This window comes from Gluconobacter oxydans DSM 3504 (assembly GCF_000583855.1).
Classification (GTDB): Bacteria; Pseudomonadota; Alphaproteobacteria; order Acetobacterales; family Acetobacteraceae; genus Gluconobacter; species Gluconobacter oxydans.
The window spans coordinates 2,694,083-2,715,509 of record NZ_CP004373.1 but is presented as its reverse complement, the minus strand read 5'-3'; the positions used below and the strand labels follow the sequence as shown (position 1 = coordinate 2,715,509).

Here is a 21,427-nt window from a genome sequence, read left to right as displayed (position 1 = left end):
TCAGAAGTCCGGCTGAAAGCGCAGGCCGAACCAGACGGTGCGACCGGCAGGATGGCGATCCTGGATCAGGTTTTCACGCGGTCCCATCCGGGTCACGTAGCCTTCTCCCGTCAGGTTCTGGACCTGCCCGGTGGCGGAAAGCCATTTGTAAAAGCGGTAACTGGCCTGAAGGTCGAGCTGGCCGCGCTCCTGAAGCCACATGTCCTGCCATTTCGCGGTGCCGGACGTTGAATACAGGGACTTCCCGATGCGGTTATAGGCGACGCGAGCCTCAAGGTTCTTGTCGGCATAGAACAGGGACGCGTTGTAGATATGGGAGGGCTGGTTCGACAGGCCGTTGACCCGGCGCTGGGTCCCGTCATCCATGGTTTCTTCGTAGAAACCCTGAAGGAAAGTGGCGTTGAACGACAGGCCGAAATTCTTGAGGATACCGGGCAGGAAGCCGAAGCGCTGGCGCATGAGCTGCATTTCCACGCCGCGCATCCCTGCCCCCGAGGCGTTCAGGGGTTCGGAAATGACTGCGGCGTAGGATGCGCCGTCCATCATGATGTTGCCGTAGGATGTGCGGGTATAGATCTGGTCGTGGATGTCCTTGTAGAAGAGCCCGACCGTGAGGATCGTGTCCTTCTGCGGGTACCATTCGTAGGACAGGTCGTAGTTCCAGGAATGGCGGGGCTTCAGGTTCGGATTACCCTGGGAAATATTGACCGTGGCGCCGTCGAAGGTCGTGCTGGTGGCGGCGCCGTAATCGCCGTAATTCGGGCGTCCCACGGTTTCGGTAAAGGCTGCGCGGACTTTCATGGTCGGGTTCAGGTTGAATGTCGCCAGAAAGGAGGGCAGCAGGTAATCGTAACCGGCGCCGCGGGTCTCATACAGGTAATCCGTGACGCCATTCTGTGTGATGCCATTGAAATTGCCGATATCCGCACGGGTATGATCCCACCGGAAACCGCCCTGCAGGGACACGAAACGGTTGTGCCAGCCCGTCTGGAAATACGCGGCCGTAATGGATTCCTGCATGTGGTAATAGGCAGGCTTTGTCGTTGAGATCGTGTTCGTCGTCTTGAACAGGGACTTGTTGTTGAGCAGCTTGTCCAGGGCTTCCTGATAATTCAGCGTCAGATATTTCAGACCCGGCGCGGATTCCATCGTCAGGGTTTTGGCTGCGAGGACCTGATCCATGTTGCCGATCTCGGCAGCGGCGGCGGCATCCTTTGGAATCCACTGGGTATAGGTTTCGCTGTTCGTGACATGTGTCATCGTCTGGGTGACGCCGGCGTTCATCCAGAAGCCATGCCCGACATCCCAGCGCCAGTCTCCGCGCAGGAAGCGGACGTCGTTCTTGACGTGGAAGCCGTAAAATCTCCAGTACCGCGGATTGTAATTATCGGCGTTATTCGCGGCAGTCAGATCGTTCAGATAAATGGATGGTGCACCATTATCGAGGGTGTAGCTGTATCCGTAATTGCTCTGGTATGTCGTCTTGTTCGTGTTTTCGTTCATTCCGGTGTTGTATTTGATCATGGTCCTGTAGCTGTCGTCCCAGGCTATGGAGTCCGACGCCAGGAAATTCAGGTGCATCCGATCGTTGATGTCGTAGTGGATCTTGCCGTTCACGAACCATGTCCGCTGCGTTTCGGGCTGCTGGGTGATCCCGAACTGATACTGGCCGGTGCTGACCGATCCTGTGTCGGGTGTGGCGCCCTGGGTCCATGTTCCGGACGGCATCGAGAGCGCTTCGTTCCGGGTTTCCTGATCGAGTGTGTGGAAATATCCGCCGAAGACGGACAGGTCGAAACGGTGTGAGGGGCGGTACTGGAACTTTCCGGTCAGGCTGTAACGGCGGTATGCATCATCGAATGCGTAGTCCTGCGAGCGGACCGGAACGGCGTGACCGGTTGCGGCCACGGCATCGGTATTGGTGGGTGATCCGACGGACGTCCCTGAGGCCGTGTAATAATTCCAGCCGTCACCGCTGGAGTCACCGGGAAGGATCGCATGGGTTGCCGAGTGCAGTTCCTGATAATTGCCTGACAGGACGAAGCCGAACTCCTTGTTCTTGCCGAAAACCCGGGTCAGGGCGCCGTCCACGCGCCAGTTCTCGTGCATGGGCTGGACCACGCTGCCGGCAAGGTTGTTCCAGCCTCCCAGAAGCTGTGTGTCGAAGGTATTGCCGTAATCGAAGGCGTTCTTGGTGACCATGTTCACCTGCCCGCCGATACCCTGCGGGTCATTATAGGCGTCCACGGTTTTGAGGACCTGAAGCTCCCCCAGCATCGAAGAAGGAATGAGATCGAGCCGTGCGCCGCGATAGGTGTTGTTGGCGCTGGCGAGCTGGGCGCCGTCGATCGTGATGAGGTTGTAGGAGTTGTCCAGTCCGCGGATGGTGATGTTTTCGATATTGTTGTCCGAACGGTTGTCATCCGTGCTGGGCATCACGGAAATGCCGACGATGCGCCGTGCCGCTTCCACCACGCTCAGATCGGGGACGGTACGGATCTGTTCGGCGCTCAGCGTATCGATCATCTGCGCCGAGTAGCGCTTGGAGGATGTGGAATCGCGGTTGGCGTGCACGCTGACATTTTCGGTTCTGGATGCATCGAGCGTGGATTTACGGGCCGAAGTCGGGCGGATGCCCGGTTTTGTCGGCGTTGGCTGATGCAGGCCGATCACGACGACATGGCTGTGGCGGGAGATGACGGTCAGGCCTGTTCCGGCCAGAAGCTGCTCCAGGGCCCTGTCACTTCCCATCGTGCCATGAACTGCGTTGCCCATGATGGTTCCGCGTACGGGATCGGCGAGGACGATCTGGACATTCGCCGCCCGTCCATAGGCGATGATCGCCTGGGCAATCGGCATACGGCTGATGCTGAACGAGGAGGTCTGGGCGTAAGCGGCCTGCGTGGTCAGGACACCGGCGAGGCAGGTAGTGGACAGGGCGAGGCCAGGAAAAATTTGCGCACGACTGTTTAAGCGAAACACAGCAGATTGAATCCCCGTTTGGATACGTTCGCTTAAAAGATGTTAAGGGCTGAAAAATCCGCCGCTTCGGGAGTGTGAAGCTTTTCTTACTTCCCGTGACGTCTGACGGATCAGAGAAGACTGATTTCCGTGGGGGCGATCAGGGTTTTCGTCCCGAAAATCTCGCTCAGGATGCGGGCGAAGATGACGGGGTCGCTAAGGGAGAAAATCCCGCTGATCCGGCGGTTGGCGCAGGCGGGATTTTTCAGGACGATTTTCTGGGTGTTGTAGCGGTTGATCTGCCGGATGGCGTCGGTCACGTTCACGGACTGGAATTCAAGCAGCCCCCGGCTCCAGGCCGTGACGCGTTCCAGATCATCGTCAGACAGGACGCTCAGGGAAATCCGGTTGTGCTCGTAACGGATCCAGTCGCGCCTGTGCAGCACGCGCCGCTCCTTCTCCCCTGCGCAGCGGGTCAGGATATGGCCGCCCAGAACGAGGGCGTCACTCTCCGCCCCGCAGGCATGGGCGATCAGGCTCGCGCCGTCGGGAAGATCGATGGACAGTCCGTCCATGTTCAGCCGTACAGGGGCTTTTCGCGCGGTCAGATGCGCCTGTCCGCGCAGCAGATCGAGACAGGGGGCGCCCGGGCCGCGACGGACCCTGAGTACCGTTTCCTGATCGAGAATCAGATCGCCGCAGAGTGGCTCCTGCACATGCAGGAGGCCGGAGCGGGCCTGGTAGATCCGGGAGGCTTCTGCGGGTTTTCCCGGAATGACGGCCGCGGCGGCAAGGCCTGCGGCAAGCGCGAACCGGCTGAAGGCGCGGCGTGACAGGGGAGCGGATGCCGGCGGTTCGGCCGGCAGGGCCGTTCCCTGGAACGCCGCCACACGTCCGGCCGACAGCCAGATGGTCCGGGCGCGCGTAAAGGCGCCGCGATGGCGGATGTCCTGCGCCAGCCATGCCTTCAGCGTTGCGTCTTCCCGGCTGGACAAAGGCGCTCTGTCCAGTCGCGCAACCCACTCAAAAGCGATGGCGTCGATGGGATTTTCGCTCAGATCATCGCTTTTCAACGACTGACTTAACCTCTCCGTGTCGTTTCGGGCCGGCTTTTGCGGGGATATGGCGTTCCTCGGAAAAGAAGCGGCTCAGGGCTCTGATCCCGCGCGCCACCTGCTTTTCGACGATGTTCTCCGAAATGCCCAGCCGTTCCGAAACCTGCCTCTGCGATAACCCTTCAAGCCTGCGCAGCAGGAGAACCTGCCGGCAGCGTTCGGGGAGTTGTTCAACCATCTGGTGGAGACATTCAAGCTCCTGCCGCACTTCGACCACCTGCTGGGGTGAAGGCGACTCATCCATGATGTTCTGGGCGTCAAAATCCGCCAGTGCGGTAATGGAAATAATGCGGGCGCGGCGATAATGCTGGAGGACGATATTGCGGGCCATGCGGAAAAGATAAGCCTGCGGGGCTTTGATGAGCTCGACATGGACGTCCAGAAAAGTCGCGTAGCACTCCTGCACGACGTCATCGACTTCGATGTCCCGGAACTGGCGGAGCCAGCCGCGCAGGGCGCGTTCATGGGGGATGATGTGACGTGAGAGCCATATGATTTTCTCATTCTGGCTGAGGACGTTATCGGGTTCGTCTTCCAACTGCGCATCCCACGTCACGGTGAATGCGTCCGCTTGTAGCGACTGGGGACGGCCAGTCATTTGATAGTTTCATGACAACTGAAACCCATGTCTCATAGCCAGGACATGAAGATTGTAGCCTAGCACATGGCGGAGAAGGATACGGTTGGGCATCTGTCCCGCTGGCAGGAAGAAGCTCAGCGGTCGTCCGTTCTGGTCGGTGACCGCATGCAGCTTCTGTTCATGCTCCCTTTGATGCGGCCGGTCAGATGTCCAGGATACCCTTTTAAACCGCAGGCTCGAAGCCGTGGGTTATGCCCTGAGGGACGTCGTATCGATCATAACCGTCCGGAGTTCTGCCTTGTCGGCAGAAAGGCTACCCATCCTCTTCATAAAGACACCCATTCCACCCCAGTGCTTCCAGCGGTTGCAGAGCGTCTTGTGCGATCCATATTCCTGGGACTCATCGTGTCAGTCCAAGCCGTTCCGATTTATAAAAATGATGCAGTTCAGCACGCGGCGGTCATCAACGTCGGATTTGCCGTGGCTTTTGGGGGAAAGGGGCGCAAACGGTCCATCTGCTCGTCCGTCAGCCAATACAGGTCGCTCATCTTCAGTCTCTTGGCAGAGCCCGAAGCAAGGTAAGTCTTTCAAGTTTATTGACGATAACAGTCGGTATCGCTCGTTTTGGCGAGTGCATTATGAAAAGCATTTCAAAAACTTTCCGCTAGGAGTTCTTCGTTTATGAATCCTGAAATCATGCCCCGTGTAGGCTGTGGCGCAGTTCTTCTCAGGGAAAATTCTTTGCTGCTGGTTTATCGGAAGCGTGATCCGGAGCGTGATCACTGGGGGCTTCCAGGTGGGAAGGTTGACCCCTTTGAAACCCTGCAGCAGGCCGTCAGACGGGAGATTCTCGAAGAAACGGGTCTTCAGATCGAACGGATGAGCCTGCTCTGTATCGTGGATCAGATTGCGCCGGATCGGAATGAACACTGGATCGCTCCCGTCTATATCGCCGAAGACTTCACCGGGAACGCCGCAGTTATGGAACCTGAAGCCCTGGGAGACGTGAAGTGGTTTCCTCTTGAACAGCTCCCGAGACGATTGACGCATGCAACGCAAGTCGCACTGCAAGCCTTGCAGGACCGAGATGTTTCCTGAACGACATGGGATTTGAGTACTGGGCAAAAGCTCCGGAAAAACAATTCGCCAGACCTTTGAGAAACGAGGGGTGGCTTAACAAGTCGCTTGGTCAAGGCCGGGATTGACCTCTCGAGCGGCCCCGACATGCTCAGCAATGTCCATCACGGATGGCTGTTTCTACTGGAAGCTTAGTGCGTCACGAAGCAAGTTTCTGCTTGAACTGACATGATGAACCGAAAAGTAGAAAATGCCTGCCGGAGATATCTTTCCGGCCCGGTGGGGGTACCTCCCCCGGTACGCGGAAGCATATGCACATCACATTTATCATCTGATCGTGCTGGATAATTGTGTTCTGTCACGAGGGTGTCACACTGGTGATTCTACGATACATCCAGAATTCAATAGAAGTGTTTTGAAAAAACCAAAAATATAGATATCATTTTCCCTACATTGTTTCCGGATAAAATGAATTTGTGTCTTTAATTATCATCAATAACAAAGAAGAAATTCAATGTGTATAAATGTAACCATTGTATGGCACTTATGCAACAGCCCCTTTTGATCCACCAGAGGACGCTTGTTTCCGGATAGACAAAGTTCCGCATGAAAAACTACTTCTGGGGAGCTTAAAAAAATCGTCTGACAGTGAGCCCACATGATTCCTTATCGACGCAGGGAGCTGCTTCTGTGCGCTTCCATCCTCGCAACCGGGCTGGGAATCTCTGCGAAAGCAGAAGCCCAGACTGCGACCAGTACGCATCATCGTGCGTCCTCACACGGTGCGTCTGTTCATAAAAAGAGTGCGGTGAAAACTGCCAGCAAAGCTGCAGCTGGACCGTCTGCAACGCAGGCTACGACAGCTCCTTCGGCCGTGGCAGCGGGCACATCGGCCCCCACCTTTACAGCTCAGACCCGTCATAATCGCGCTCTTGACTCCATTGAAACCGGGCGTGCGGAAACGGTGGTTGTTACGGGATCTGCGCTGAGCACCTCCAACAACCAGAACGCCAATCCGGTGCAGATCATCAGCAGCAAGCAGATCGAACAGACAGGCGCCACCACGCTTGGTGACTATCTGCAACGTCTGCCTTCGATCGGCTCGCAAGGAACGACGAACAGTCAGACCAACGGTACGGATGGTGTCAGTTGCACGGATATTCGTAATCTGGGTCAGCAGCGCGTTCTGGTGCTGGTTGATGGCAAGCGTGCTGCCATTAACGGTGAGTCCAGCTGTTTCGACATGAACACCATCAATATCCATCAGGTGGCCAGTGTTGAAATCCTGAAGGATGGTGGCTCTGAACTGTATGGTGCCGATGCTGTTTCCGGCGTCATCAACATCAAGCTGAAGCATAACCTGAGCGACGGTAACATTACGGTCCGTGGTGGCATCACGGATGTGGGGGACGGCCAGACCGGCATGATCTCCGGCTACAAGGGCTGGAATTTCGATCATGGCAAGGGCAATGTCACGGTTTCCGGCTCTTACATGACGCAGAGCGGCATCAAGCAGAAAAACCGCTCCTGGGCGACCCCGGTGCAGCAGAATGACTCATCCGATGTCTCTGCCCTGACCTATGGCTCAGGTTATCCGACGGCAGGCCGTTTCATCGGTGCGACCAGCGGCAACGACATGATCGCGAACAGCAACGGGACGCTGAGTTCATTCACGAGCGCGGATCGCTACAACTACGGAAATGACCAGTCCCTGACGAACTCCCTTCAGGACGCGACGCTGTCATTCGATGCGCATTATGACATCAACAGTCATTTTACGCCGTACCTGAACTTCAACTACAGTCACCGTAATTCGTCGACCACAATGGCGCCGGAACCAGTGTCGGGAAGTATCTATCCGTCCACATTGCCTACAACGCTTTATATTCCGGCAAATGATCCGTACAATACGTCTGGTGAAGACCAGTACATGTACAAGCGCATGGGCGAGTGGGGTAACCGCCGCACCGAAACCGCCTCTGACACCTATACGGGCATTGCCGGCCTCAAGGGTGAAATCACCCACGGCTGGAACTATGACCTGTCCTACACCTATGGCTGGAACCAGGTTTCAAACCAGGTCGAGGGCGTAGGAAATTACACCAAGCTTCTGGAAACATACGGCCTGCGTCAGGTTACGCCAGGTGATTCCAGCAGTGCGCTTGTTTACGATCCGTCTGTCTGCAATGCATCCGCAGGATGTGTGCTGTCCAATCCGTATGAGAAGCTTTCTTCGGCAGCTGCAGCCTATTCCAACTACACCACGCATGAGAACTACTACTACCAGATGCGTGACCTGAACCTGCGTATCAACAACAACCATGTTGTTCACATGCCGTGGGCGAATGGTGGCGATCTCGGTATCGCGCTGGGTATGGAACATCGTGGCGAACAACTCGCCTATCATCCGGATCCTCTGGTCGAAGCCGGTGAGACGCTGACAAACTCCGCCTCCTACACGGGTGGCGGGTTCAACGTCACGGAAGGGTATCTCGAAGGCAAGGCGACGCTGCTGCATAACGCGTTCCTCGCGAAAGATCTGACGATTGACGGTCAGGGCCGGTATTCGTCCTACAACACGTTCGGCGGCACGAAGAACTGGAAGGTCTCCATCAACTGGGCGCCGATCCAGGATATCCGCTTCCGTGCGACACTTGGCACATCCTACCGTCAGCCGAATGTGTATGAACTGTATGGCGGGCAGTCTCTCGGCTATGCATCCGCGACGGATCCCTGTGACTCCGTGCAGGCGGCCACCTATGGCGCCAAGGCTGCAACCGTGGCTGCAAACTGTGCCAAGCAGGGTATCAACACGTCCACGTTCAGCTCCACATATTCCGGTCAGACCCCGACCATTTATGGTGGTAACAGCGCCCTCAAGCCTGAGACTGGCCGGACTTATACCTTTGGTACGGTGATCACCCCGCGCTGGATTCCAGGTCTTTCGGCATCCGTCGAATACTGGCACTACACGCTCAAGAACATGATCTCATACCTGCCGACGCAGTACATCATGGATGAGTGCTACACGGGAGCTGATACATCGTATTGCAGTGATATCACGCGCAATTCGAGCACGGGTCAGCTCAACTCCGTCTCGGCGCTGTACCAGAATATCGGCGGCCTGAAGACAAGCGGTATCGACTTCGACCTCGATTACCGTATCCGCATCACGCCTCATGACGTGCTGACGCTGTCCAACAATTTCCAGCAGCTCGTCAGCTATCTCCAGCAGTATGAGCCCGGTGGTTCCTGGTACAACTATGCCGGCCGCATGCTTTATCAATCCGGTTACGGTATGCCGCGTGTTCGTGACTATGCCACGGTTGGCTGGCAGCACGGGGCCATCGGCTTCACCTACATGATGAACTATATCGGTGGCATGCGCTGGAACGACGGAACCGAGGATCTGACACGCGCCAATGGCTACGGTCGTACCAGTACCCCGGGGATCTTCTCCCACGATGTGACGGTAACGTATCGCTGGAACCGCTGGAACTTCCAGGGTGGTGTGAACAATCTCCTCGACAAGAAGCCACCTTTCGTTGCCAGCGCAACGGATAACAGTGCCTCTGCGCTGTATGGCAACCTCTACATGGGACGTTACGTCTTCCTGCAGGCTGGCGTGAACTTCTGAGACCATTTACCGGTCAGACCAAAAGAAAAGGCAGCTCGAAGGAGCTGCCTTTTTTAGTGTCCAATATGGATCTGTAAGACCCGTCCTTTCTCAGGACGGGCTATAGATTACCGGCCGGCTTTCACCAGACGAACCGCCTCTATCTGGTCGCCTTCTCCGCCCGGAGAGGCCAGACCCCTGCCCAGATCCTCCCCTACGATCCGTGCACAGAGGGCCAGCGAGAGCGCACCTGCATCCGGGTGGCCCTTGCTACGCTCACCATGCATTTTCGCGCGCCCCATGCGGGGTAGCAGATCACGCGTGGCTTGCGCAGCTTCATGAGACGCCTGCGCACCCATCTGCCAGGCTTCCACAAGCCCATGCCCCGTGGCCAGAGCCTTCTCCAGCGTTTCAACAAACGGCACCAGGGCATCTACCAGTGTCTTGTCGCCGGGTTTCGCCCGGCCAAGCTCCATGATGCGTTCCATGCTGTTCCGCGCACCGCCTGAAAGCTGCTGCGCATCGGGCAGGCTGTTGTCATCGAATGCCAGACTGAAGGCCCGCAGCCCTTCGCCCCAAAGTGCCCCGGATGTTCCCCCGGCCCTGTCCGCCCAGGCGTCCGCCGCCGAGGCCAGAACCGTCGCTGGACCAGCGCCGGCATCCGCCGCCGCCCGCGCTACTTTCGCTGCCGCCGCAGAACCACGCGCCATGCCCTGACCATGGTCCCCGTCCCCAGCCACAGCGTCGATATGCCCCAGGTCGGACTCCGCTTCCGCCAGTGTCCGGGCCAGATGATCCATGACAGCGGCCACACAGGCCCCACCACGACGCCCCTGCGCCGTTCCGGAGCGCATGTACAGGATCTCGGTTTCCTCAGGAACTTCAAGCCGCGTGATCCCGTCCCCGCTCAACTGACCATGGCTCAACGCGGCAGATTCTACAGGGGATCGCCAGTACCGTTCCAAATCCTCATCGAGCCAGGTCAGCGTCAGCGAGCAGCCCGCCATATCAAGGCTCGTAACGTACTCACCCACCAGCGGCGCCACGAGCGTCAGACCTGCCTTTTCGAACATTGGCACCAGCCGTTCCCACAGGACGAACAGCTCTTCCTGCTTGGTGCTGCCCAGACCGTTCAGCAGGACGGCCACCCGGCGCGACGCCCCTTCCGGAAGCTCTGCCAGCAGGCGGTCGAACAGGATATGCGCCAGATGCTCCGGGTCCGGAACATCCTGCTCATCAATACCTGGCTCCCCATGCACGCCCAGTCCGAGCGCTATGCGGTTCTTCGGAACTTCGAACAGCTTTTCTTTCTCGCCCGGCAGCGTGCAGCCATCAAAAGCCACGCCGAATGTGCAGGTCTGACGGTTCACCCGCTGCGCGACTTCCTCGACTTCATCGAGTGTCAGCCCCGCCTCGGCCGCAGCGCCTACAATCCGGAAAATCACCAGATCGCCGGCAATTCCGCGCCGCTTCTCACGTGTGGATGCATCCGAGCTTGCCACATCATCCGCTGTCGCCAGAACGCGGACGTCATAGCCCTCTTCGCGCAGACGGTCCGCTGCGATCCCGAAATTGAGCACGTCCCCGGCATAGTTGCCGTAACCGAGAATGATCCCGCCGCCCAGATCTGCCTGGCGCGCAATGCTTTTGATGGCCTGCGTGGAGGGCGAGGCGAAAATATCCCCTGCCACCGCCGCATCCCCGAAGCCCGGACCGACATAGCCCGCAAAGGCCGGATAATGACCCGAGCCCCCGCCCAGGACGACGGCTACCTTCCCGCGACGGGCCGGGGTGGCCCGAAGTACACCACCGCGCACATATCGCACGAGATCGGGATGGAGAAGGCTGAACCCCCGAAGGGCGGACGCTGCGAAAGTCGATGCGTCACCGCAGATCTTGGTCATGGAACGTCTCCCTGTCAGATTTCAGACGGCATCGCGGTTGAGGTAGCGGCGGGCCAGCGCATCGAAGGAAATCGCCAGCACGACGATCCCTCCACTGACGACCGACTGCCAGTACGGCGAGATGCCAAACAGAACGATGATGTCTTCGATGATGCCGATGATGACGGCGCCCAGAACCGCCCCGATCGGGCTACCAATGCCACCCGTCGTTGCCACGCCACCAATGACGGCCGCGGCAATCGGCCCCAGCACCCAGGTGTCACCGATGGAAGGCTGGGCCGTGCCCAGACGCGCCACCATCAGGATGCCCGCCAGCGCCGAAAGGAACCCGGCCAGCGCGAACGCGCCCATGCGGATCGCATTGACCCGGATGCCCAGCATCCGCGCCGCATCAGGATTGCTGCCGATGGCGTAAATATAACGCCCGACCGGTGTGCGCAGCATGACGAATGCCACGATCGCCAGACAGACCAGCAGCACCAGGAACGGCACCGGCACGCCCATCACAAGCCCACGGCCAAGGAACGTGATGTCCCGCGGCACACCCGTGATCGCAACACCCTTGGTCGCAACGAGGTTGGCACCGCCATATACGCCGGCCATACCGATCGTCAGCACCAGGGAATGCAGGCGGAGCTGCGTGATCAGCGCGCCGTTCAGCAATCCGCACGCCCCTCCCATCAGCAGGCACAGCCCCAGCGACAGCCAGGGATTGAGTCCGAGCTGCACCATCAGGATGCCACCCACCACACCCGCAAGCCCGCCAATCGCACCGACGGACAGATCAAGCTCGCCGAGGATCATCAGGATGGACTGCCCGATGGTAACCAGCCCGATAAAGGCCAGCGCCCGGGCGATGATGACCATGTTGAAGGTCGTCAGAAAATGCGGCGAAAGCGCACAGGACGCCCCGAATATGATGACCAGCGCCGCAATGACGCCCCCCAGCGGATTTCCGGCCAGACGGGAGACGAGCGCCTTGAGTGGGGGGAGCTTCGGCGGCTGCTGTGAGGGCGCTGCCGGAACAGTGGTTTCAAGCGACATGACGGTTCTCCGGGGCGCCGATGATCGCGCCGACAAGTGTGTTGACGTCAGTAGTGGCCTGATCGAACGACCCCGTGATCCGGCCGGAATACATGGTGATGATCCGCGAAGCGCAGCGCTGGAGCTCGGTCATTTCGGATGAGACGAGGATGATCCCTACGCCCTCTTCGGCGAGCTGCTGCATGATGCGGTAGATCTGGAATTTTGTGCCGATATCGATGCCCTTGGTCGGCTCGTCGAAAATCAGCACCCGCGGCCGCCGCGCCATCGCCCGGCCGATGATTGCCTTCTGCTGGTTTCCGCCAGACAGATGTGCGATCTTCTTGCCAGCCGAGGACGTCCGCACGTCGAACTGGCGGATCGTTTCGGCCACGACCTCGTTCTCACGCGCCGGGGAAATGATTCCGCCGCGCTTCATGCGATCCAGAACCGAGAGGCTGATATTTTCCCGCACACTCAGCAGCGGGAAAATGCCGTGATGCTTGCGCTCCTCGGACAGGTAAACCATGCCCAGAGCCACGGCCCGATCAGTACGGCCCTTCGGGATTTCCTCCCTTTCGAGGAAGGCATGCCCCCCGGTTGCCCGCAGATATCCGAAGATCGTCTGCATCAGCTCCGAGCGTCCCGCGCCCACAAGTCCAGCAAAGCCCAGGATTTCTCCACGCCGCAGAACAAAGGACGCATCCGAAAACCCGGGCCCGGACATATCTTTAACGCTCAAGATGACGTCAGTTTCAGACGCAGCCATACGCGGCTGGAACTTCTCCTCAAGCGAGACCGAACTGCCCGACATCAGCCGGATCAGGTGCCCCTCCGTCATTTCCGCCATCGGATAGGTGCCCACACTGCGGCCATTGCGCAGCACCGTCACCGTGTCCCCGAGCGCAAAGATTTCTTCCATCTTGTGCGACACGAACACGATCGCGCAGCCCTCGTCGCGCAGCCGATGAATGATGCGGAACAGATGCTCCGTTTCATTGGCTGTCAGTGACGAGGTCGGCTCATCTAGAATCAGAACCTTGAATTCTTCACGGCATGCCGCGCGCGCAATCTGAAGGAGCTGCTGGTCCGGTACGCTGATCCGGTTCACGAGCTGCCCCGGCTTCGCATGAATGCCGAACCGCTCGATCAGTTCCGCCGCCGCCTTCTCCATTGCCCCGCGCGACACCGTCAGATGCCCGAACCCGGAACGGTTAAACGGCATGAACATGTTCTCGGCAACCGTCATCGGCCCGAACAGGTTCAGCTCCTGCGGAACATAGGCGACCTTCTCAAACAGTGTCCGGTCATGCAGCGCATCCTGTCCTTCGATCAGGATGGTTCCCTCATCCGGCACGACCAGCCCGGTCAGCGTCTTGATGAGCGTGGACTTTCCAGCACCATTTTCCCCGGCGAGAATATGGATCTTCCCCGGCTCCAGCGTCAGATCGACATGATCGAGCGCCACCACACCGGGATAGGTCTTCCGGACGCCTTCAATCTGAAGAACTGTCATGACCGTCACTCCCCTTCCTGTTCTGCTGCGTCAGAGGTTCTTGCTCGTCAGAAGATCGATGCCGGTATCGATGTATTTGGGCGTCTTCTGCCCCATGGCCCGCTGCCAGGCAGACACGACGGCCCAGTAACCCTGCATTTCCGGCCGGCTCGACGCAGAGGACTCAGCAACGCCATCCTTGATGAGCTGGATCATGTCATTGAGGTTATCGAGCCCTACTTCCTTGACCTTGCCCGTCTTGCCGCTCTCGCGGATGGCCTGGCCGACGCCCACCGGTCCCGAGGCATCGCACTCAACCCATCCGACCAGATCCGGATGCGCCTGCATGATGGCGGATGCCTGCTTCTGCGCGGTCTCGATACTGTCATTGTCCACGCCGGTCGCGACGACCTTCATGTCCGGGTATTTGGCAAAGACCTTCTTTTCACACTCGGCCCGCAGCGTGTGGTTCGGTGCCGTCGGCACCCCCATCATGATCGCCACTTCGCCTTTCTTGCCGACCAGGTTCGCCAGCCGCTCGGCCGCCATCGTGCCCTGCTCGCAGAAATCCGCGCCCACGGCCGTGATGTCCATGCCTTCAGGCGGCAGGGAATCAAACACCGTCATGGGGATCTTCTCGTCCACGGCCTCGTCCATGGTCGCGCGGTTGCCCTTCTCGTCCAGCAGATCGAGGATCAGCCCGTCCGGATGGGTCGCGATGGCACGCTCGATAATGTCGTTCTGGGATGACACATCCGCCGTCTGCGGCGCGCGGTATTCGATCTCGACCTTCCGCCCCGTCGCCTGCGAGATCATCGTCGCAGCCGCCTGTGCCCCGTTATTCGCTTTGTCGAACCAGGGATGCACGGTCTTGGGGATCAGCACGAAGCGCAGGGGGGCGCTGTTATCCGCTGCATGGGCCTGACCTGCTGCAAGCGGCGCCAGAAATGGCGCAGCCGTCAGCATTGCGGCAAAAGCAAATGCCGTTTTCATAAGTGTATTCTTTCAAAGAACCAGCCGGATCAGTTCCAGACCGGGAGTTTTACTTCAGCAACTTGCGCCGACAGGAGCCTGCTGGCGGTATTTATTTCCGAGCGCATCAATGCCAGCCACATTCCGTGCCGAGGCACTGCGCGGATCAAACGTGCAGGCCAGCCAGGCTTCGGCAATGGATTTCGCCACTTCCGGCCCGATGACGCGCGATCCCATCGTGATGATATGCGCGTTGTTCGACAGCGCTGCACGCTCCGCGGAATACGTGTCGTGGGTCAGCGCGGCCCGGATCCCCGGGATCTTGTTGGCGGAAATGCACACCCCGATCCCCGTCCCGCAGCACAGGATACCCCGGTCGTATTCTCCCTGCAGAACGGCCAGCGCCACGCGCTCGCTCAGTTCCGAATACAGTTCAGCCCGCTCGTCTTCGGGATGGGACATGTCAACAACGACATGCCGCCCCAGTGTCGAGAGGTGTTCCACCAGAAGCCGTGCCAGGCCTTCGCCTGCACTGTCTCCACCAATCGCAATACGCATGACTGTTCTCCGTTTCTTTGACGTTCAGTCAGACTGTTCCGCTGCCGGAAACAGGACGTGATCCCGTGATGACCGTCATCACGCGGCAATTTTGCGGGACACAACCCCGCTCACACTTTCCACCAGCGTCATGAAATCTGCAGGCTCCCACGCCGCACGCCCGACAAACACACCGTCCACATCCGGCAATGCAACGTAATCGCGGATATTGGCCTGCGAGACGCTGCCGCCATAAAGCAGCGGGATGCGCACGCCAATGTCCCCCGCCAGTTCACGCACGACAGCACGCAACCTGGTATGGATCCCGGACACGAACGAGGCCTCGGCCGGACGTCCCGCTGATCCGATGGCCCAGACCGGCTCATACGCGATCATGACCTGTCCCAGATCCTTTCTGGACACCCCATGCAGCGCAATTTTCACCTGTCGTGCCAGCGTCTCCTGCGAGACCCCGAACTCGAATTCATCCGCTGTATCGCCAATGCAGATCAGCGGCCGCAGACCGTGCCGCAGCGCGGCCCTCACCTTGAGGTTCACCGTCCAGTCCGTCTCGCCGAAATGCTGTCGACGCTCTGAATGGCCGATTTCGACGATGGACGCCCCGCACTCGGCAATCATCGGCGCGGAAACCTCCCCGGTCCAGGCGCCGCGGTCCTCCCAGTGCATGTTCTGTGCACCAACCAGCAGTGCGCTGTCTTCCAGCACCGAGCACACATCCCGCAGCGACGTGAAAGGCGGGATCACGAACGACCGGATCCCTTCCGGCGGCTGGAAGGATTCAAGCGCCCGCGCCGCCGCAATCGCTTCGGCCGGCCCTTTGTTCATCTTCCAACTCGTCCCGATCCAGACGCTCTTCTGATCCACAACCAACCTCCCGAAAGACTGACCAACTGGCTGAATGCTCATGACGATTCTCCCAGCCCCAATGATATCTAAACCACTTTATCGCTAAACAATAACACTAAAAACGTTATTATCATCAAAAATAACGATACATCCGAAAGGTTCCCCACCCTTCACGCAAACGTCACGCAGCCCGTTCCAGCAGGACAGTTTCCGTCACCACACTGTCGATCTCCAGATCGCGCCCGGCGACCAGTCCGCGTTTGCCCATTTTCTCATGATAGAGATGGGTTGCTTCCATGGGCGACAGCGCGCCATCCGTGACACTGCGCATGGCTTCGATCAGCAGGACGGGATCGTCTGCGTCCACGATCTTGCGACCGAACAGGGCAGCACGGGCGCCGCAGCACTGGGCCTGATGCAGGAGTTCCAGACAGTCGCGGGTCGTGCCGCTTCCGCCGCCCATTATGCCGACGATCACTGATGGATCGAATTCGCAGAGTTCCGTCAGCGCCTCTGCGCCATTGAACGGCACCTTGAGGAAAACCGGCCGTTCTTCGCGCCGCAGACCGGCCAGAGAGCGGACAATCATGTCATTGAGGAAGAAACCGTGATCCGCCCGGGAAATGCGCCCTTCATTGGGATTAAACACTTCCAGGAAATACGAAAAACGCCGCTCCGCCGCTTCTTCCCGAAACCGGGCGAATTCCTCCAGCGCCAGACTGTCCTGCTCGGCATCGCCATTGAAGGTCATGGAATACAGACCGAGATTGGTCTGCGCCTTCATCAGCGATGCCGAACGGAACGGAACCGATTTCTGGCTCTGATAGCTGCTTCCCCGGCCCCGCCACAGATCTGTGGTGTCATTGGCGCGGATGGCCGACTGGATGCGCGTCCCGGCGAAGGCATCTTCCTGCAGCAGTGTCTCCAGGATCGAAGCCGAAGTCAGCATGATGTCCACGACGTCCTGATCGAGGATCGTCCTGATCACGTCGACATAGTCGCGCCGGGTGCGGAAGCGCGAGCGCTTTCCCTGCATGGAGACCGGATGGCGATGCAGGCCCGTGGCGCTGATCCCGGCCGCCATATCGGAATCCTTGGCATCCGCGAGGATGAAATCGGTCCGGCTGTCCTGACCCGCTACCATGCGGGCAATCTTTTCTTCGTAACGGTTCATGGTTCATGCCCTCAGGGCTGTATGTGAAAACGATGCGGCAGGAAGCTCACCTTTCAACTGATGGCGCTCCTGCCCTTCCCGCCAGGTCAGCAGACACTGCTGCTCTGTTTCCTGAGCGCTCCACTCAAGGGCTTCTCCCACGATAGCCCCGGCTTCGCGGACGACGTCCGGCGTCAGAAGGCCGCTCAGCGCAATCGGCGTGCGACGGAACAGGACATCTGACAGCGTGCGCACCAGTTCATCAGTGGCGATGAAGGCCAGTTCACGCCGCGTGTAGGACGGCAGACTGCGCAGCGGCGCATCCGGCTTTTCCTGACAGAACACGGCGAACGCCCGGGCCCGCGATCCATAACGCTCCAGAAGCAGGGCCGCCCGTGCTCTCGGCAGGCCGTGCGTAACGAAGAACTCGTCCAGATAGGCGGAATACCGTTCCGGCGGGGGATAGTCGCGGCCACCACCGATCGGGAAGTCCCGGGTGGACAGGCGCCGTTCCGCTCCCAGCATTTCCAGCACCCTGTCTGCCGTTTCTTCCGCCAGCCCACGAAACGTCGTCCATTTCCCGCCAACCAGCGACAGGAGCGGTATGCCGTCCAGAACGTCTTCATGGATGATGTGATCGCGGCTGATGGCTCCCGGATCGGCTGCATTGGTCGCAGGCAGCGGGCGCACACCGCTGTAGCGGTAAATCACATCCTCCGCGCCAAACCGGAAGCCCGGGAACAGGCTGCCGAGCATACGCAGCATGTAATCCTGTTCTTCATCGGTGCAGACGGCGCTGTCAGGATCATCAATCCGCAGATCGGTCGAACCGACGAGCACATGGCCATAGAACGGATAAGCCAGGCAGATGCGCCCGTCCGGCGTTCCGAAATACATCATGCGGCCACGTAGTTCCTGCAAAAGCCCCTCATGTCGCAGGAGCAGATGGCTGCCTTTCGTTCCGCCGATATAACGGGTTTTCTGACCCAGATCAGCATTGATCCGGTCGATCCACGCTCCACCCGCATTGACGATGAGGCGCGGACGGACATGGCGCGTCTCGCCGCTTTTTTCGTCCCGCAGCTCCAGAACCCCATCCGCAAAAGACACCGGCACCGTGTAGGTCGAAACCGCGCAGTCCGTCCCGACATCCAGGCCGTCGCGCACGCATTCATAACCGAGACGTTCCGGCTGGGTGATGGCGGCGTCATAATATTGGGCCGTCGCCATGACATCTGCCGCTATATGCGGCCATTCCTGCCGTGTCTGGCGCTTGAGGAACAGGCTGTGACGCGGCATCACCCGGGCACGGCGCCCGAGGAAATCGTAAATCTGCAGCCCGGCTTCCAGAACGAGCGCACCGCGATCCGTCATTTTGCCGCCCAGCCTCAGAAACTTCCGGAACGACGGCACGATGCCGCCAAACCAGGAACGGATCGGCAGGACGGTCGGCAGAGGCTTGACCACATGTGGCGCGTTACGCAGCAGCAGGTTGCGCTCCAGCGTGGACTGCGCCACGAGCCGGAATTCGCCGGTCTCGAGATATTTGATGCCCCCGTGGATCAGGCGTGAGGGTGCGCATGATGCACCGGAGCAGAAGTCACTCCGGTCCACCAGAAGGACACGCAGGCCCTGCAGGGACAGTTCCCGGAACAGGCCAGCCCCATTGATGCCGGCCCCGATGATCGCAACGTCGAACGTGGCGTTGTCCGGTATGGCGGCGAGCCCCTTCATGGTCTGGCCTCCTGCGGCATGAAGCCCATTGCGGCATAATTCAGGACAGCGCCTGTCTCCATGCCGGCCGGCTCTGCAACGGGCTCTGCCGGAGCCGGGCCACCATCATAAAGATCCGACCAGAAAGGCCGCATGGCCTGGGTCAGAGCGACATAACGCCGGTAAATCCCTTCATAGACGCGACGCCGTTCCGTCTGGGGTCTGTATGTCTGCATCGGAATGATCTGGGAGAATACGGCTTCTTCCAGATCGGCGTATCGTCCGATGGAGACGCTGGCTGTCAGGGCAGCCCCCAGCGCGCCTGCTTCACGCACTTCGGGTATTTCCACGTCTGCCCCCAGAATATCGGCGAACATCTGTGCAATCACCGGCTGACCGCTCCCGCCGCCCGATACGCCGATCCTGCGGACCGGGCCTGTCTGACGCAGGGCATCGACATGCTCGCGATGATTGAAGATCGTCCCTTCCACCATGGCCTGGAACAGGTCCGCCCGGTCGTGCCAGGACTGGACCCCGAATAGCGAAGCACTGGCCGGCGCTTCATAGGGCGAGCCGAACAGGAAGGGATGGTACAGCGGAACCTGATGACGTCCGCCCGGTTTTGACAGGCGGCTTTCCATTTCCGCCGAGAGCTGCCGGGCCGCGTCCTGTTCGTCGGGTTTCAGAAGCCGGGCCAGCCAGTCAAGGTTGCTGGAAGACGCTGGCGAAATGGCCATGCAGTTCCACAGACCGCGCCGATATCCGGCGCGACAGGCCCAGCCCTCCCCGACGACCGGCCGGTCCCGGAACACTTCATTGATCGAGAACGTACCCGCCGTAATCGAAAGATCCCCGGCCTGCGTATGACCCACACCGACCGACGCGGCCGTGACGTCATGCAGCCCGACCGAAACAGGCGTTCCAGCCCTCAGGCCGGTCCGGGAAGCAGCCTCAGGCGTCAGGACGCCGCCGCTTTCACAGGACAGACGCATCTCCGGCAGCGCCTTTCGGATGCCCTGCAATCCCAGGATTTCCAGCAGTTCATCGCTGTAATTCTGTGTATGCAGATCCGTGAAAGACGTGCTGGCTTCCGTCAGATCCGTCGCAATCTCGCCCGTCAGGCAGTACCGGATCCAGTCCTTGGCGAAGATGACGGACCCGATCGCCGCATAACGCTCCGGTTCGTTTTCCCGTATCCAGGCCAGAAGTGTGTTGGCCGAATAGGCATAAGGACGCTGACCCGCCACCGGGAGAACCAGATCAGACAGGCCGTCACGCTGCCAGCGTTCATGGAGCGCCGTAGCACGGCTGTCGAGCGACATGATCCCTCGCCCCAATGGGCTACTTGAGCGGTCAAGTAGAAAAACACCGTCCCCATGTGCGGTCACTCCGACGGCAGCAACCGCCGAACCATCGATCCCTGCATCCGCCAGTGCGTCCTGAACCGAACCGATGACGGCCTCCCAGGCCTCATGCATATCCCGCTCAACATGGTGCGGCCGGTCCATATGCTGTGGAACACGACGGCGCCCCGTCCCTGTGATTGCACCGGTCGGCGAAAACACCACCGCTTTGGTCGTCGTGGAACCACTGTCGATTCCGATGGTGAAATCCTGACGCATTGAACACCCTCCAGACAGCGTGGCAGCTCATCGAGCGATAAGAACGATGAGCCCTCATAACATCATAGATGATATTTAGAACACATTTATCTGTGATATAACACGAATATATGTGACATATAATGTGATGCGTTTGGAAAGCCCGCTGTTCCGGAGGGGGAGGCTGGCCGTGTCAGGCGACCATGTCGAAATTCGCATCAGCGCAGGCACTTGCCTCGTCGATCGTGAGAAGAAGCCTGATCCGCTCCGCGGCCGGACGGGATGACAGAGGTGGGGAGCGGTGAAGGATCTTTTCGGCCCCCTCCCATCCCGGGAAATGTTTTCCCTTCATGAAAACGACAGCACCTGTCGGGGCTTCACAGACTGAATGCCCCTGATCGGCTGTCCACTGAACGCCCGGCCCCACATAGGTTCGCAGCAGACGCAGATCCACACAGTCCACGTGGAATTTGCGGCAGCTGTCTGTGGTGATCTGTTCCAACCGGACACGCAGGTTCCGATGTCCGGAAACAGTGCTGTAAAGTTCAGCAAGATCCAGCATGTCTTGCATCAGAAGCCGCGCCTGTTCAGGCACTCGGACTTGAAGCTGGGCCGCGATTTCGGGGAGCGTGCCCTTCGCCATGAGCAGGCGTGGCTCTCTCTGAAGATAGGCCTCAGCCGCTTCTTGCAGGGATGGCGGGATATCCATCTCGTGACTCTGAAGACTGCGATGGGGAGACAGGATGCCCCTGAAGGACATCAGGTGATCCAGACGGCCGCGTGTTGGGCATACAGGCATGAAGGATGGCTTTC

Annotated in this window: 15 protein-coding genes and 1 pseudogene; 2 read left to right on the top strand and 14 right to left on the bottom strand. The window is 59.3% G+C overall.

Features of this window, described 5'->3' with window-relative positions; translation table 11 throughout:
* From GLS_RS12040 to GLS_RS13545, 4 genes and pseudogenes are all read right to left on the bottom strand, one after another.
* On the bottom strand, positions 1-2,982 hold the full coding sequence (locus GLS_RS12040; RefSeq protein ID WP_148295936.1) for a TonB-dependent receptor: 2,982 nt from the start codon (positions 2,980-2,982) through the stop codon (positions 1-3).
* 110 nt (positions 2,983-3,092) lie between these two features.
* On the bottom strand, positions 3,093-4,034 hold the full coding sequence (locus tag GLS_RS12035; RefSeq protein WP_041112402.1) for a FecR family protein: 942 nt from the start codon (positions 4,032-4,034) through the stop codon (positions 3,093-3,095).
* Complete coding sequence (locus GLS_RS12030; protein WP_052327584.1) at positions 4,021-4,674, bottom strand: RNA polymerase sigma factor; 654 nt, start codon at positions 4,672-4,674, stop codon at positions 4,021-4,023. Before GLS_RS12030 ends, GLS_RS12035 begins: the two co-directional genes overlap by 14 nt.
* Positions 4,675-4,764: 90 nt before the next feature.
* Positions 4,765-5,204 (bottom strand): annotated as a pseudogene (locus GLS_RS13545) (transposase); the annotation flags it as partial.
* 133 nt (positions 5,205-5,337) lie between these two features.
* Between GLS_RS13545 and GLS_RS12025 the strand changes: the two are divergent.
* Both GLS_RS12025 and GLS_RS12020 read left to right on the top strand, forming a co-directional pair.
* Positions 5,338-5,754 (top strand): NUDIX hydrolase, encoded by a 417-nt coding sequence (locus GLS_RS12025; RefSeq protein ID WP_041112401.1) that lies wholly within the window; start codon positions 5,338-5,340, stop codon positions 5,752-5,754.
* 637 nt (positions 5,755-6,391) lie between these two features.
* The gene (locus tag GLS_RS12020; RefSeq protein ID WP_041112400.1) at positions 6,392-9,370 is read left to right on the top strand and encodes a TonB-dependent receptor domain-containing protein; all 2,979 of its coding nucleotides are present in this window, start codon (positions 6,392-6,394) and stop codon (positions 9,368-9,370) included.
* Between the two features lie 107 nt (positions 9,371-9,477).
* Here GLS_RS12020 and GLS_RS12015 read toward each other — a convergent pair whose 3' ends face one another.
* The 10 genes from GLS_RS12015 to GLS_RS11970 all read right to left on the bottom strand — a co-directional run bounded on the left by GLS_RS12015 (position 9,478) and on the right by GLS_RS11970 (position 21,413).
* Positions 9,478-11,253, bottom strand: coding sequence for a dihydroxyacetone kinase family protein (locus GLS_RS12015; protein WP_041112399.1), 1,776 nt, complete (start codon positions 11,251-11,253; stop codon positions 9,478-9,480).
* A 21-nt stretch (positions 11,254-11,274) separates the two neighbouring features.
* A complete protein-coding gene (locus tag GLS_RS12010) occupies positions 11,275-12,297 on the bottom strand; it encodes an ABC transporter permease (protein WP_041112398.1) in 1,023 nt (340 codons plus the stop codon).
* Positions 12,287-13,792 carry a sugar ABC transporter ATP-binding protein gene (locus GLS_RS12005; RefSeq protein WP_041112914.1) on the bottom strand — a complete coding sequence of 502 codons (1,506 nt, stop codon included), beginning with the start codon at positions 13,790-13,792 and terminating at the stop codon, positions 12,287-12,289. Before GLS_RS12005 ends, GLS_RS12010 begins: the two co-directional genes overlap by 11 nt.
* 30 nt (positions 13,793-13,822) lie before the next feature.
* On the bottom strand, positions 13,823-14,764 hold the full coding sequence (locus GLS_RS12000; RefSeq protein ID WP_011253726.1) for a substrate-binding domain-containing protein: 942 nt from the start codon (positions 14,762-14,764) through the stop codon (positions 13,823-13,825).
* 54 nt (positions 14,765-14,818) lie between these two features.
* The gene (locus tag GLS_RS11995) at positions 14,819-15,301 is read right to left on the bottom strand and encodes an RpiB/LacA/LacB family sugar-phosphate isomerase (protein ID WP_041112397.1); all 483 of its coding nucleotides are present in this window, start codon (positions 15,299-15,301) and stop codon (positions 14,819-14,821) included.
* A 78-nt stretch (positions 15,302-15,379) separates the two neighbouring features.
* A complete protein-coding gene (locus GLS_RS11990) occupies positions 15,380-16,207 on the bottom strand; it encodes a triose-phosphate isomerase (RefSeq protein ID WP_193363824.1) in 828 nt (275 codons plus the stop codon).
* A gap of 121 nt (positions 16,208-16,328) precedes the next feature.
* Positions 16,329-17,321 (bottom strand): beta/alpha barrel domain-containing protein, encoded by a 993-nt coding sequence (locus tag GLS_RS11985; RefSeq protein ID WP_041112395.1) that lies wholly within the window; start codon positions 17,319-17,321, stop codon positions 16,329-16,331.
* 3 nt (positions 17,322-17,324) lie between these two features.
* On the bottom strand, positions 17,325-19,034 hold the full coding sequence (locus tag GLS_RS11980; RefSeq protein WP_041112394.1) for a glycerol-3-phosphate dehydrogenase/oxidase: 1,710 nt from the start codon (positions 19,032-19,034) through the stop codon (positions 17,325-17,327).
* Positions 19,031-20,635, bottom strand: coding sequence for an FGGY-family carbohydrate kinase (locus GLS_RS11975; protein ID WP_041112393.1), 1,605 nt, complete (start codon positions 20,633-20,635; stop codon positions 19,031-19,033). Before GLS_RS11975 ends, GLS_RS11980 begins: the two co-directional genes overlap by 4 nt.
* Before the next feature lie 172 nt (positions 20,636-20,807).
* Positions 20,808-21,413 (bottom strand): DUF1826 domain-containing protein, encoded by a 606-nt coding sequence (locus GLS_RS11970; RefSeq protein WP_041112392.1) that lies wholly within the window; start codon positions 21,411-21,413, stop codon positions 20,808-20,810.
* Positions 21,414-21,427: the final 14 nt, after the last annotated feature.